Raw genomic sequence first — 13,616 nt, forward strand, 5'->3', positions numbered from 1 at the left:
CCTACGAAGTGGCTTAGGCTTTGGCCTTGGGCATCTGCGAAACCAGCGACAAGTTGACGTCCATGCCTTCGACCTGGAAGTGCGGCACCGCGTACAGCTTGACGCGGAAGAAGCCGGGGTTGTCTTCGATGTCTTCGACCGTCACCTTGGCATCACGCAGCGGGTGGGAGGCTTGCAGGTCATCGCCAGGGTCAGTCATTTCAGTGACCAGGCCACCGATCCACTTGTTCAGTTCCAGCTCCAGCAAACGACGGTCCTTGGTGGTCCCGATGTTTTCACGCTGGATCAGTTTCAGGTAATGGGCGATACGTGAGAGCAAGAAGATGTATGGCAGGCGTGCGTTGATACGGCTGTTGGCCGTGGCATCGGCGGTGTCATACAGCGCTGGTTTCTGGGCCGAGTTGGCCGAGAAGAAACACGCATAGTCGCGGTTCTTGTAGTACGACAGCGGGATAAAACCAAGATTGGCGAATTCGAATTCGCGGGTTTCCGGGATCATCACTTCGGAAGGGATCTTCACCTGATTGCCGGTGCCCAGGTCGTACAGGTGAATGGGCAGATCGGTGACCGCCCCACCCGATTGTGGCCCGCGAATCTGCACGCACCAACCGTTGGTGATAAAGCTCTTGACCATGTTGGCCGCGAAGGCGAACGAAGCGTTAGTCCACAGGTATTTCTCGTGATCCGAGCCCTTGACGCTTTCGATGTAGTTGAAGCTGCGCACCGGGACAGTGTCCGGGCCATACGGCAGACGACCCAGCACGCGGGGCATGAGCAAACCGATATAACGGGAGTCGTCGCTTTCGCGGAACGCCTTCCACTTAATGTATTCGGCCCGGTCAAAGTAGTTGCCGATATCTTTGATCTCCGCCACTTCTTCCATCGACTGCTTGCCAAAGAACGCAGGACCTACGGAACCAATGAACGGCATGTGCGCCGCTGCCGACACTTTGGAAATATTGCGCAGCAGAGCAATGTCCTGCGGGCCACGGTCGAACTCGTAATTGGAAATAGCCGCCGCAATCGGCTCGCCACCCGGGGTGTCGTATTCTTGGGTGTAAGTGTGCAGATACAGACCGCTCTGGGCAATCTCAGGTGCGTCTTCGAAGTCTTGGACCAGATGGTCCTTACTGATATCCAACAGTTCGATACGCACGTTCTGACGGAAATCGGTCTGGTCGATCAGCGATTTCACACCGCGCCAAGTCGACTCGACACGCTGAAAGTCGGGATGATGCATGACCGCGTCGAGTTGACGGCTGATCTGTGCATCCAGGGATGCGATGTGCTCATCCAGCAGGGTTTTGTCCAGACGCTCGACTTTATGCAACGACTGTTTGAGCAAATCCAGGAAGACACTGACGGCCGCAGTGACTCGCTCATCTGCAGACGCTTCGGACAGGGCCTCGGAATTTTGAAACGCTTCGATGCCACTCAACTGCGCAACCGGGCTGAGATTGATCTTGGCGAACAACGCGCCATAGACACCTTGGCCACAGTCTGCGTCGTGGGTTTTAGTCTGTTGCGAGGGTGCGGATGATTGTTCTGCGGACATGGTGAAAAACTTCCTTATTAACGAACCGAGGGCAATTAACGAACGTCTTGTGGGGCCAGAGCAGCCAGTTCGGTTCGTAGCTCGTCACTCAGCGCGTCGTCCTTGAGGATGCGCTCCAGTTCATGGCGAAAGGTGGCGTTATCCAACAGGTTGGATTTGAGGTCGCGCAGCAGATTGCGCATCGCCAGCAGGGCTCGCAGCTGCGGAATTTGCCGCGCCACCTGCTCGGGTTCGAAATCTTTCATGTCTTGGAAACTCAATTCGACAGCGGTGTCGACGTTGTCATCGGCCAAGGTATTTTCAACCGCCAGTTTCAGGCGCGGAGAGAACTCTGCCAGTACGCTGTCGAAGTTGTTTTTATTGATGCAAACTTTGTTTCTTTCAGACAACGGGCGCTGCTCTTTACCGTTACTGTAATCCCCCATCACCATCAGCTTAAGCGGCAACTCAATTTTCTTCTGTGCGCCACCGGTGTGTAAGTCGAGCTTGATATTGACCCGCGCCTTGGGCACTTCATTTTGAAAGCTGTTTGACGCCATAAATCCTCCAGACACAATTCTACGAGACGGAAAAACCCCATCACAAAAACCAAGCAGCGCAGAGAAAAAGCAATACTTGGTGTACCGCAGAGTAGGAAACTGCAGAGAGAAATTCTAGTCAGCTCGCAAGCTTAAAAACAACCTAAATATTCAAGCGTTACGAATCCTTATAAATTTTGTTTTGTATGTGGGATTTTTCCTAAAGTCTATGAGATTTGTCTGATATTGATCGGCGCGGCAATAACATGCCCCACTCAAAGTACTTTTAGTGGAGGTGGAGCCAGTCCCACGGAGTGCCTGCGCACGCTATTCAAACACCACCCAGAATGCCGAGAAGGCTCGCGACTACCCGACAGACTATTCAGACCGAGCACTCCAGCAGAGCCAACCAACGCCCCAAACCACCTAGTGCTCAAACAGGAAACGACAGACAGCCTTCCCCAATTACGCATCCATCTAATGCGAAAAAATACTGCCAAGTAGTATTTCCGAAAGCGCATTACATCCCAACTCAAAATAGGAAGACCTCACGACAGCAGCTCACGCCTACATGATGGCGCGACACGAATAGTTACAAACAGAATCACTCTTTAGATTACTCCTGCGCTATTTAGGAATTTTCCTACATTATTTAGCTCTCCATCTTGTTATAAGCCTCGTTTGAAGCGATGGTTTATCTCTAGGCTCTGTACGAAAAGAGCTGTCGCAGACACCGCATTAGACGTTGAAGCAGTAACGACCTGTCGATACGCGTATCCAGGCACGCCTGACACTCTTTCAAGGTCAAGCCAGCAGATTGAAGCTGTTGCAACAACTTCAGCTGCTGTAGATCCTGATCTGAGCACGCGCGGTAGCCGTTGGCTTGGCGCGTCGATGAGATCAGCCCCAATTTTTCGTAATAAAGCAGCGTGGAACGGCTCAAACCCACCTTCGTCGCCAGTTCGGAGATGCGATACATAACCCTTACCTCGCTCTTTGGCCTGCGACCATAAACTATGAAGTTATAGACAGGTAAAGGGGGATTTGATGGCTTGGGGGGTAATCAAGTTGGCTGTCCAGGGAGCAGAGCTGATTCTGTAGAGGATTGAGGACGTCCGCTTCTGGCCGTTTTCTGCCTGTCACGAGCAGGTATCCGATAGCTTCCCTTCACACCCAGCAGCCACCGCTCAAACCCGCGCCAGCGCCTGAGCCAGGTCACCCCGCAGGTCCTCGACATCCTCGACCCCCACCGACAAGCGCACCAGGGCATCACCGATGCCCAGTTGCGCGCGGTTCTCTGCCGGGATGCTGGCGTGGGTCATGATTGCCGGGTGTTCGATCAGGCTTTCGACACCACCCAGGCTCTCGGCCAGGGCGAAGATCTGCACCGTTTCAAGGAAGCGCTTGGCGCCGGCCAGGTCGCTGTTCAGGTCGAGGGAAATCATCCCGCCAAAACCACGCATCTGCCGCCGCGCCAGCTCGTGCTGCGGGTGCGAGGCCAGGCCCGGGTAGTAGACCCGCGCCACCTGCGGCTGACGCTCAAGCCATTGCGCCAGTTCCAGGGCATTGCTGCAATGACGCTCCATGCGCAGGGCCAGGGTCTTCACCCCGCGCAGGGTGAGGAACGCGTCGAACGGCCCGGCGATCGCCCCCACCGAGTTCTGCAAAAAGCCCAGGCGTTCGGCCAGTTCCGGGTTCTGCCCGACCACGGCAATGCCGCCGATCACGTCGGAGTGGCCATTGAGGTATTTGGTGGTCGAGTGCAGGACGATATCGAAACCCAGCTCCAGTGGGCGCTGGACCCACGGGCTGGCAAAGGTGTTGTCGGCCACGCAGAGGATGCCGCGCTCGCGACAGATGCGCGCGACGGCGGCAAGGTCGGTCAGGCGCAGCAAGGGGTTGCTCGGGGTCTCGACCCAGACCATCCGCGTGTCTGCCTCCAGCGCCGCTTCGAATGCCGTCAGGTCCGCCAGGTCGACGAAGCTGAAACGATGCCCGGCACTGCGCCGGCGCACCCGTTCGAACAGGCGGAAGGTACCACCGTACAGGTCATTGCCCGAGACGATGTGCGCGCCGGCGTCGAGCAGTTCCAGCACGTTGGCGATCGCCGCCAGCCCGGAGGCGAAGGCGAAGGCCTGGGTGCCGCCCTCAAGGTCCGCCACGCAGCGCTCCAGGGCCCAGCGCGTGGGGTTGTGCGAGCGGCCGTAGTCGAGGCCCTTGTGCACCCCGGGGCTCTGCTGCAAATAAGTGGAGTTGGCGTAGATCGGCGGCATCAGTGCCCCGGTGGAGGGGTCCGGCGCTTGCCCGGCATGGATCACGCGGGTGGCGAAGGCGCGTGGCGCGCCGCTTTCATCGTGCTGACTCATGGTAAGGACCTGCGTAAGTGATTGAGCAAATCGACGCGGGTAATCACGCCGTGAAAGCCCGCAGCGTCTTCAATAATCGCCACCAGCCCACGGTCGAGCTCGGCCTGCAGTTCAGCCAGGCTGGCGCCGGGCGCCAGGGTTTCCAGCTTGAGTTTGTCGGTCATCGCGCTGGCGACGGTCATGTGAAAGTGCGAAGCGTCCTGGTGCACGCCGAGCAGAATGTCGGACTCATCGATCACTCCGACCAAATTCTGTCCATTGACCAACACCGGCAGTTGCGACACATCGGCCAGGCGCATGCGCTGAAAGGCAGTAAGCAATGTGTCGTCGGGGCCGACGCTGATCACCCGGCCATCCTCGAAGCGCCGCGCGATCAGGTCGCGCAAGTCGCCATAACGCTTGCGCGCCAGCAACCCCTGATCGGTCATCCACTGGTCGTTGTAGACCTTCGACAGGTAGCGGGTGCCGGTGTCGCAGACAAAACTCACCACCCGCTTCGGCTCGGTTTGCTCACGGCAGTAGCGCAGCGCCGCCGCCAGCAAGGTGCCGGTCGAAGAGCCGCCAAGAATACCTTCGGCACGCAGCAGCTGGCGGGCATGATCGAAGCTCTCCTCGTCGCTGATGGAGTAGGCCTGGCGCACACTGGAGAGGTCGGCAATCGACGGAATGAAGTCCTCGCCGATGCCCTCCACCGCCCAGGAGCCGGGCGTGCCGAGGGTGCCGCTGCGGCTGTACTCGGCAACCACCGAGCCAACCGGGTCGGCCAGCACCATCACCAGGTTCGGCTGCAGGCGGCGAAAGAACCGAGTCAGCCCGGTCAGGGTGCCGGCCGAGCCGACGCCGACGACGATGGCATCGACATCATGCTGGGTCTGCGCCCAGATCTCCGGCGCGGTGCTGCACTCGTGGGCCAGCGGATTGGCCGGGTTGTTGAACTGGTCGGCGAAGAATGCGTCGGGGATCTCCTGCGCCAGCCGCGCGGCAACATCCTGGTAGTAGTCGGGATGGCCCTTGCCGACGTCGGAGCGGGTGATGTGCACCTCGGCGCCCATGGCCTTGAGGTGCAGGACCTTCTCGGTGGACATCTTGTCGGGCACCACCAGCACCACCCGGTAGCCCTTGGCGCGGCCGACCAGGGCCAGGCCCAGGCCGGTGTTACCGGCGGTGGCTTCGACGATGGTGCCGCCGGGGCGCAGGCGACCATCGCGCTCGGCGGCGTCGATCATCGCCAGGCCGATGCGATCCTTGATCGAACCGCCGGGGTTTTGCGATTCGAGCTTGAGGAACAGGGTGCACGGGCCGGTATCGAAGCGGCTGACACGCACCAGCGGCGTATTGCCGATCAGTTCGAGCACGGCCGGGCGGGAATCGTTCGCCATGGAGTCACCTCGCTGCGCAGGTAAAGCCTCGCATCGACCATAGGCCGGGTTTGCTCCACCCGCAACCGTGCACAGCCAGCCGGTAGGTTTAGCGAGCAAGCGTGCGGGTTGTTAATGCTCCAGGCAGAAAACGCCCCATGGCAAATCCCTCAAAGCCACCGTTCGGTGGCAGAATCTGCTCAATTTGATCGTTGTGGAGACCACCATGCTTCGTGCGTTTGAACGAAGGCTCGACCCCTTTCCTCCTGACGAGGTCCCCCCACCGCCCGAGGGCCTGGCGCGCTTCCTGTGGGCGTGCACACGGGGCGCGCGCGGCTATATTCTCGCGTTTGCGCTGTTGAGTGCGGGCGTGTCGATCTACGAAGCCTGGCTGTTTGCTTTCCTCGGTCAGGTCGTCGATCTGCTCTCGACCTGGCAGGCCGGTGGTGATGCGGCCGCGCAGGAAAGCCGCGTGTTGTGGGGCATGGGTTTGATAATGCTGGCCAGCGTCGGGCTGGTGGCATTGCGGACCATGGTGCAGCACCAGATATTGGCGATAAACCTGCCGTTGCGACTGCGTTGGGACTTCCACCGCTTGATGCTACGGCAAAGCCTTTCGTTCTTTTCCGATGAGTTTTCCGGCCGGGTCACCACCAAGGTCATGCAGACGGCGCTGGCCGTGCGCGACCTGCTGTTCACTCTGATCGAGATCCTCCCCGGCATTGGCGTGTATTTCATTGCGATCATCGCCCTGGCGGGCGGTTTCGCGCTGAAACTGATGCTGCCTTTCGTTGCCTGGGTCGTGTTGTTCGGCCTGGCCATGCTGTACTTCGTGCCCCGCCTGGGCAAAGTCGGCCAGGAACAGGCCAATGCGCGCTCGATGATGACCGGGCGTATCTCGGACGCCTACACCAACATCACCACGGTGAAGCTGTTCTCCCACTCCAGTCGTGAAGCGCACTTCGCACGCGCAGCGATGGAGGACTTCAAACAAACCGGCTTTCGCCAGATGCGTCTGGTCAGCCAGTTCGAGATCGTCAACCAGGCCTTGGTAGTCGCGTTGATCATGGCAGCAGGTGGTTACGCCCTGTGGCTGTGGCACCAGGGTGAGGTCGGCGCAGGTGCCGTGGCGGCGATCACCGCCATGGCGCTGCGTATCAACGGCATGTCGCACTGGATCATGTGGCAGATGACTTCGCTGTTCGAGAGCATCGGTACCGTGCAGGATGGCATGGCCACCCTCACCCGCGGCCCCAAGGTGCAGGATGCGCCGGATGCTGGTGTGCTGGTGACCTCCGGCGGCGCGGTCACCTTCGACAATGTAAGCTTCAACTACAGTGGCGAACGCCAGGTGCTCGATGGCCTGAACCTGAATATTCGCCCGGGTGAGAAAATCGGCCTGGTCGGCCGCTCCGGCGCGGGCAAATCCACGCTCATCAACTTGCTGCTGCGCTTCTATGATGTCGACAGTGGGCAGATTCGCATTGACGGACAAGACATTGCCCAGGTGACCCAAGACAGCCTGCGCAGCGCCATCGGCATGGTCACCCAGGATACTTCACTGTTGCATCGCTCGATTCGCGACAACATTGCCTACGGCCGCCCCGATGCCAGCGACGCCCAAATCCGCAGTGCCGCGGCCAGTGCCCAGGCCGATGAGTTCATCAGCCAACTGAGCGACCGCCAAGGCCACACCGGCTACGACACCCTGGTGGGCGAGCGCGGCATCAAGCTGTCGGGCGGCCAGCGCCAGCGCGTCGCGATTGCCCGGGTGATGCTCAAGAACGCCCCGATCCTGCTCCTGGACGAGGCTACCAGCGCGCTGGACTCCGAAGTCGAAGTGGCCATTCAGGAAAGCCTCGATGAGATGATGCAGGGCAAAACCGTGATTGCCATCGCCCATCGGCTGTCGACGATTGCGGCAATGGACCGGCTTATTGTCATGGATGACGGCCGCATCATCGAACAAGGTACCCACGCAGAACTGCTGGCAAAAAACGGCATCTATGCGCAGCTCTGGCACCACCAGAGTGGCGGGTTCCTGGGTGAGGATCGGGGGGTGGCCGAGGTGATGGATCAGGCGTGAGCGTGAACGGCCTCCAACGGCATTCTGTACTCGATAACGCCGGGCTTTTCGGCAATCCAGTCGTATAGCCTTTGCGCGGTGTGGTTGCTCTGCTGGGTGTGCCAGTAAAGCCGGTCGCAGTTTTTCTCGCGGGCTTGCCCTTGCACGTATTCGATCAGTTGCTTGCCGATCATCTGGCCGCGTACGCTTGGGCACACGTACAGGTCTTCCAGATAGCAGAAGTCATTGCGGCCCCAGGTTGAACGGTGAAAGACGAAGTGGACGAAACCGCAGAGTTGCTCGCCAATCGAGGCGACCGCACAGTGCACGGGCTCGCTGCTGTCGAAGAAGCGGGCCCAGGTTGACTGGGTGGTCTCGATGCCCACATCCACCTGGTAGAATTCTTGATACTTTTCCCAGCACTCGCACCACTGGTTGAAGTCCTTTTGCTCTACTGGGCGAACCGATAAAACCTGTTGTAGTGCTGTCATGATCAATCCTTAATGGCGGTAAAAACGCCAACGTGAACAGGTCGATACCGCACGGTGCAGCACCGACACCAAGAGGCATCAGCCCTCTTGGTGACTTATTTATATCGCGCCAATGGTCTGGGTTGCCCATCCATTTTTTTGTCATCGACCAGACCAATTACCAATCTCACAGACGACCGACCAGGTTTACCAAGCATGAAGGTACGCCCCGCAACCGACAGTGACCGAGCGGCCCTCTTCGACTTGCACCGGGCAGCCTTCCACGCCCTCATCGAAGAAACCTGGGGCTGGGATGAGGGCTGGCAGCGCTCGAATTTTGCAGCGGAGTTCGCACGCACGACCACTTCGGTGCTTGAAGCCGACGGCCAGATTGTCGGCTACCTTCAGGTGCTGGACGAGGAGGATCGGATCTATGTCCAGAACATCGCGATTGCAGCAGCGTTTCAAGGCGAGGGCATCGGCACCCACCTGCTAGAAGAGCTGAAGCTGAACGCCGCGCGCCGCAAGGTGCCCTTGCAATTGGGCGTTTTGCGCACCAACACCTCGGCGCAGAGGCTGTATGAACGTCTGGGGTTTCGCTGGACGGGTGAAACAAGTACCCATATCGAGATGTCTTGGGCTGCTAACGGCCAATAGCAGCCCTGCGCGACTGGCAGCAAACAGCCAATATTGAACGGTCTGCGTCGCACGCCAAGTCGGAAAATTGAATTGAAAAAAGATCGTCGCAGCAGTTAACGCAGTTGCCGTGGTGTTGCGTTCAGCATTTTTTTCATCAGTCGCCGCAGGGATGTGGCATCTCTGTATCCAACGTGTTCGGCAATAGTGTCGATTGAGTATTTACTGTTTGCCAACAGTTCCCGGGCTTTATTGGCCTGGACACGCTGAATCAGCCGCAACGGGCTATATCCGGTGGCCTTGTGGATATGTCGAGACAGGGTCCGCTCTGACAAACCAAAGTCGGATGCGAGTGTGCTGACGCTGATAATCGTCGGTAGCGAAGCCTCAATATGAGCCGTCAATTGTGCGATTAATTCGTTCCCCTGGGCCATCATTGCCGGAACCATAAAAGGCGACTGCAGTTGCCGACCATCGATCAGTAGCGCCCGAGCAACGTCATCTGCCAAAGCTGGGGAGAAATGGCTTCGCAGAAGATGCAACATCAGATCGGTATGACCTAGCGCTGCCCCCGCAGTAATCAACGGCGGGTCGAGGATCACCATGCGTTCGGCATCTACCTGGCACTGCGGTGCCCACTGCTGGAGTAAGGGAGCCATCCACCACGAGGTGGTTACACAGTGCCCAGCGAGCAGGTTTGCAGCCTGTAGCACGAATACCGCAGAACATGATGCGGCCACGTTACCCCCGGCCTGCACATGCGCGCGTAATGCCGGAACCAGCAGAGCAATATCCGCCTGTTGTAATCGATGCTCGATCATGTGGACGTCAGCCACTCCGATGCCGGGGATGATCCAGCAAGAGCGGTCATCAGGGCTGATGGCCAAGGGCTGAACCGCAAGCTGCATACCGTGGCCGAGCGTCACGCAATCCGTGTTCAACCCACAGACTTGCCAGCGAGGTACAGCGGTGCCCAGTCGCTGGGCGAGTACGGCCGCCGTCGAAAGGATATCCAGAGTCAGTGCGACACTGGAGGCAAAGGCGCCAGGCATTACCAGGATCGTGAAGTCATTCATTGACTGATTATGCACGAAAGATGTCGAATCGGTCACTGGTTGCAGTGGTCGAGAGTTGGCTTAATAACGCTTCCATTTCATCGAGCGCTAACCCGTATGCCAAATATATTGATCAAGGTGCCTGAAGGTTCTTTTTCTTGCGAACAACGAGTACTGCTGTGCGAAGAGATTACGAAAGTGGCCATCGAGGTCGAGCAAATCGGCGACGATCCACGTCAACGGGGTCTGTGCTGGACTCTCATTGACGAAGTGGCTTCTAGCTCCTGGACATGCGGCTCAGTGGATATCAGCGCTCAAGCCATCCCCTGCATTGTGCAGGTTAAGGTCCCCGGCGGTGTGCTGAATGCGGCCATGCGAAGCGACTATGTGCAGCGTTTGCATCAAGCAGTAACCCGGTCGCAAGCAGCAGACGACCATCGAATCATCATGACTTCGATCATCCTTGATGAAGTCAGAGATGGCTTCTGGGCAGCCAACGGAGCGATTTGGCATTTGCCCGATTTCATTCAGGCGGCTGGGTACCGACATCTGCAAGGGCAGCCGGAGCAGTAAGGCATTAAAGCTCGCAGGACATTTGTCGCGCCACTGCGAGTGGCTACTTTGGAGCGCCCCCATGCCCCCATTCCGGGTCGCCCCCCGAGAGGCAAACTTGCGCATTTGCTATGGAAAGGGCTTCAAGCAGCACCTGCTCCAGGATGGCAAAAAAACATTTGATGTGAGCCTGTTTCAATGCCTGAGGCCGGGTCACCAGATAGACGTCCATATCTGGAAGTTGGAGATCCGGGAACAACTCGATCAAGTCCTTTGCCAGAATACGGGGCAGTACTGCCACACCCATTCCTCGCCTCACCGATTCGAGCTGAACCGCGAACGAGTTCACACTGATCTGCGCGCGGTCCAGACCACCGCTTCTTGCCGCACGCATTTGCGCCAAGGTGTCCAGCGGGGGAAGCAAGGCAATATTGACCGCAGTGGCCGGGGTCACCCCTGGAAACCGCTTCAGATAACCTGCATCGGCGAAGACTCCGTAGGCGAGCCGGCCTATTGGTCGATAAATCAGCGACGGCTCACCCAGATGAGCTGTACGTACAGCAATGTCGGCCACGCCGCGGACGATCTTGTCAAAGTCGGCTGTTACCATCAGCTCCACCGAGCAACGCGGGTGCAGAGAAGTGAAGCGACTCGCGGCCTCCAGCACACAAGACGAGAACCCCTCTCCTGCACTGACCAGAACACTGCCCAATAGCCCTGTGTGTAGCTCGGATACGCCAGCAGCGGTTTGACGCCTCAAGCCAGCTTCCGCAGCCAGGGCAACGTCCACGAGAGATTGGCCCCGCGAGGTCAACCAGCATCCTTCAACGCCCCGCTCGACAAGTGGCTCGCCCAGTGCGACCTCAAGTTGGGTCAGGCGGCGGGACACGGTAGACGCCGCGATACCCAGCAACTGGCCGGCCTGAAGGAAGCTGCCACGCCGCGAGACTGCCAACAGCAGACGAAGATCGTCCCAATTTGCTTGCAACGCCATGCGTTCTGTCCTCCCTGGTCTGCATATGTGCAAACCCATTATGCAGTAGTCGCTATTTTACGGGAGAAGCCTCAAAGGTATATCTACAGGCCCTCGAAACGAATGGAATGGATTGTATGACTACTGGCCCCAACGACTATGCGGAACGCGCCTCAAGAGCCTTCAATCGCCGTGATGTGGAGGCGATGTTTGCGCTGGTTTGCGAAGACTTCATCTACCTCGATGGTATGGGATTAGCCGAACAGGGTGAGGGTTGAGCCATGCGCAGTGCATTTGTTACTGGAGCAACCGGCTTGCTGGGCAACAATTTAGTCCGTGAATTGGTCGCTCGTGGCTATACGGTCAAAGGCCTGGTCCGCTCAAGAGCCAAAGGTGAACAGCAGTTCAACAATCTGCCGGGAGTGGAGCTGGTCGTTGGGGACATGGCCGATGTCGACGCATTCGCAGCATCGCTGCAAGGTTGCGATACGGTGTTTCACACCGCGGCGTTCTTTCGCGACAACTACAAGGGCGGCAGCCACTGGAAGGAACTCGAAAAGATCAATGTCACCGGTACGCGGGACTTGATTCACCAGGCCTACCGCGCCGGTATACGACGGTTCATCCATACGTCTTCCATTGCCGTGCTCGACGGCGCACCTGGAATGTCCATCGATGAGACGTGTCTGCGGGCCGACGCCGATGCGGATGACTACTACCGAAGCAAGATCCTCGCCGACCGTGTCGTCTTGTCGTTCCTGGAGCTCCATCCCCAGATGCATGCCTGCATGGTCCTGCCTGGCTGGATGTGGGGCCCTGCCGACATGGGTCCGACCTCCTCGGGACAGTTGGTCAACGATGTCGTGCACGGTAAATTACCCGGACTGATCCCCGGTAGCTTCTCCGTTGTTGATGCCCGCGATGTGGCATTAGCGCAGATTGCCGCTGCCAAACATGGGCGGCGAGGTGAGCGCTATCTCGCAGCGGGCCGGCATATGACAATGCGTGAGCTGGTGCCTATTCTCGGACGTATAGCGGGCGTCAAGACACCCGTTCGACAACTACCGCTCCCCTTTCTATTCACCTTGGCGGCTGTGCAGGAGATTTATGCGCGCCTTACCAGCAAGCCCATTCTGCTGAGCATGGCCACGTTGCGCCTGTTGATACGAGAGAAGGGCCGCACCTGTTTCAACCACAGCAAGAGTGAACAAGAGCTTGGCCTGAGTTTCCGGGCGCTAGAGCTGACAATCGCCGACACGGTGGCGTGGTACCGCGATCACGATTGGTTTGAGAGTCAAACCTTAAATTCCCGGGACAGTACTTCTTCCACACTGACCGCACACCAGAACAAGGACGTAAACATACTGTGAGTAGGGAAATAATCCTGATGCGTCATGGCCAGCCAAAGCTGGTCGCAACCGACAAATTGTCAGCGATCGATATGAAAGACTGGATCGAGCAATACAACCAGTCCGAAATAACCAACCAACCCGTGCCGGATGCCAGCATGCAGCTCGCCGCAACCGCCACGGTAATTGTCTCAAGCAGCGCACCTCGTGCGCTGACCTCCGTCCAGGCTCTTGGTCTGAAGCCCGTCCTCGTCGACGCTCTTTTCTGTGAAGCGCAACTGCCTTATGGTCACTGGAATCTGCCACGCTTATCGCCGTTTACCTGGGCATTTATCCTTCGAATCTTATGGTTGTGCGGCTACTCACGCAGAGTCGAATCCGCCGGCACTGCGAGGATGCGCGCCAGCACGGCAGCTCGACGACTTCAGTCCCTTGCCAGCGAAGGACCGGTTCTGCTGCTCGGTCATGGCTTTATGAATCGAATGATCGCCAAACAACTGGTGGCCGATGGATGGATTCGCCAAAAACGTAACGGCAGCCAGTATTGGAGTGCGACGGTGTATCAATATGGCGGTGTTTAAAATGCGGTCTCTGTGGGAGCGGGCTTGCCCCGCGAACACGGGCGTAGCCCGTGCCAGGCAACTCCATTTCCTGGGAAGGCCTTTTCGCGGATGGCTGGTGCATAGCCCGCAGGACGCCCCCTGTATGAAGGAGCATTC

13 protein-coding genes and 1 pseudogene are annotated in these 13,616 nt (G+C 58.3%); 6 read left to right on the forward strand and 8 right to left on the reverse strand.

The annotated features are described in order from the left end of the window. Positions 1-13: 13 nt before the first annotated feature. The 5 genes from tssC to F8N82_RS14385 all read right to left on the reverse strand — a co-directional run bounded on the left by tssC (position 14) and on the right by F8N82_RS14385 (position 5,818). Positions 14-1,555 carry a type VI secretion system contractile sheath large subunit gene (gene tssC, locus F8N82_RS14365; RefSeq protein ID WP_038995963.1) on the reverse strand — a complete coding sequence of 514 codons (1,542 nt, stop codon included), beginning with the start codon at positions 1,553-1,555 and terminating at the stop codon, positions 14-16. 35 nt (positions 1,556-1,590) lie between these two features. Then, on the reverse strand, positions 1,591-2,094 hold the full coding sequence (gene tssB, locus F8N82_RS14370) for a type VI secretion system contractile sheath small subunit (protein WP_038995964.1): 504 nt from the start codon (positions 2,092-2,094) through the stop codon (positions 1,591-1,593). 679 nt (positions 2,095-2,773) lie between these two features. Then, a complete protein-coding gene (locus F8N82_RS14375; RefSeq protein ID WP_038995965.1) occupies positions 2,774-3,052 on the reverse strand; it encodes a MerR family transcriptional regulator in 279 nt (92 codons plus the stop codon). 208 nt (positions 3,053-3,260) lie between these two features. Continuing rightward, entirely contained in the window at positions 3,261-4,439 is a 1,179-nt protein-coding gene (locus F8N82_RS14380) for a trans-sulfuration enzyme family protein (RefSeq protein WP_038995966.1), read from the reverse strand. After that, positions 4,436-5,818 carry a pyridoxal-phosphate dependent enzyme gene (locus tag F8N82_RS14385; protein ID WP_038995967.1) on the reverse strand — a complete coding sequence of 461 codons (1,383 nt, stop codon included), beginning with the start codon at positions 5,816-5,818 and terminating at the stop codon, positions 4,436-4,438. The genes F8N82_RS14380 and F8N82_RS14385 overlap by 4 nt, the downstream gene beginning before the upstream one ends. 205 nt (positions 5,819-6,023) lie before the next feature. Between F8N82_RS14385 and F8N82_RS14390 the strand changes: the two genes are divergently transcribed. Next, entirely contained in the window at positions 6,024-7,883 is a 1,860-nt protein-coding gene (locus F8N82_RS14390; RefSeq protein ID WP_038995968.1) for an ABC transporter ATP-binding protein, read from the forward strand. Here F8N82_RS14390 and F8N82_RS14395 read toward each other — a convergent pair. Continuing rightward, positions 7,874-8,353, reverse strand: coding sequence for a GNAT family N-acetyltransferase (locus F8N82_RS14395; protein WP_038995969.1), 480 nt, complete (start codon positions 8,351-8,353; stop codon positions 7,874-7,876). The genes F8N82_RS14390 and F8N82_RS14395 overlap by 10 nt on opposite strands. 195 nt (positions 8,354-8,548) lie before the next feature. Here F8N82_RS14395 and F8N82_RS14400 point away from each other — a divergent pair, with 195 nt between their 5' ends. After that, on the forward strand, positions 8,549-8,989 hold the full coding sequence (locus F8N82_RS14400; protein WP_038995970.1) for a GNAT family N-acetyltransferase: 441 nt from the start codon (positions 8,549-8,551) through the stop codon (positions 8,987-8,989). 95 nt (positions 8,990-9,084) lie between these two features. On the opposite strand, the gene F8N82_RS14405 is transcribed toward F8N82_RS14400, so the two are convergent. Beyond that, positions 9,085-10,044 (reverse strand): GlxA family transcriptional regulator, encoded by a 960-nt coding sequence (locus F8N82_RS14405; protein ID WP_038995971.1) that lies wholly within the window; start codon positions 10,042-10,044, stop codon positions 9,085-9,087. Positions 10,045-10,140: 96 nt separating this feature from the next. On the opposite strand from F8N82_RS14405, the gene F8N82_RS14410 reads away from it, so the two are divergent. After that, on the forward strand, positions 10,141-10,596 hold the full coding sequence (locus tag F8N82_RS14410) for a tautomerase (protein WP_038995972.1): 456 nt from the start codon (positions 10,141-10,143) through the stop codon (positions 10,594-10,596). Positions 10,597-10,639: 43 nt separating this feature from the next. Here F8N82_RS14410 and F8N82_RS14415 read toward each other — a convergent pair whose 3' ends face one another. Next, entirely contained in the window at positions 10,640-11,569 is a 930-nt protein-coding gene (locus tag F8N82_RS14415; RefSeq protein WP_038995973.1) for a LysR family transcriptional regulator, read from the reverse strand. A 116-nt stretch (positions 11,570-11,685) separates the two neighbouring features. Between F8N82_RS14415 and F8N82_RS14420 the strand changes: the two are divergent. From F8N82_RS14420 to F8N82_RS14430, 3 genes and pseudogenes are all read left to right on the forward strand, one after another. Continuing rightward, positions 11,686-11,805: pseudogene (locus F8N82_RS14420) on the forward strand (nuclear transport factor 2 family protein); the annotation flags it as partial. Positions 11,806-11,829: 24 nt separating this feature from the next. Next, positions 11,830-12,918 carry an SDR family oxidoreductase gene (locus F8N82_RS14425; RefSeq protein ID WP_038995974.1) on the forward strand — a complete coding sequence of 363 codons (1,089 nt, stop codon included), beginning with the start codon at positions 11,830-11,832 and terminating at the stop codon, positions 12,916-12,918. 17 nt (positions 12,919-12,935) lie between these two features. After that, the gene (locus F8N82_RS14430) at positions 12,936-13,478 is read left to right on the forward strand and encodes a hypothetical protein (RefSeq protein WP_038999463.1); all 543 of its coding nucleotides are present in this window, start codon (positions 12,936-12,938) and stop codon (positions 13,476-13,478) included. Positions 13,479-13,616: the final 138 nt, after the last annotated feature.

This window comes from Pseudomonas fluorescens (assembly GCF_902497775.2).
GTDB lineage: Bacteria > Pseudomonadota > Gammaproteobacteria > Pseudomonadales > Pseudomonadaceae > Aquipseudomonas > Aquipseudomonas putida_F.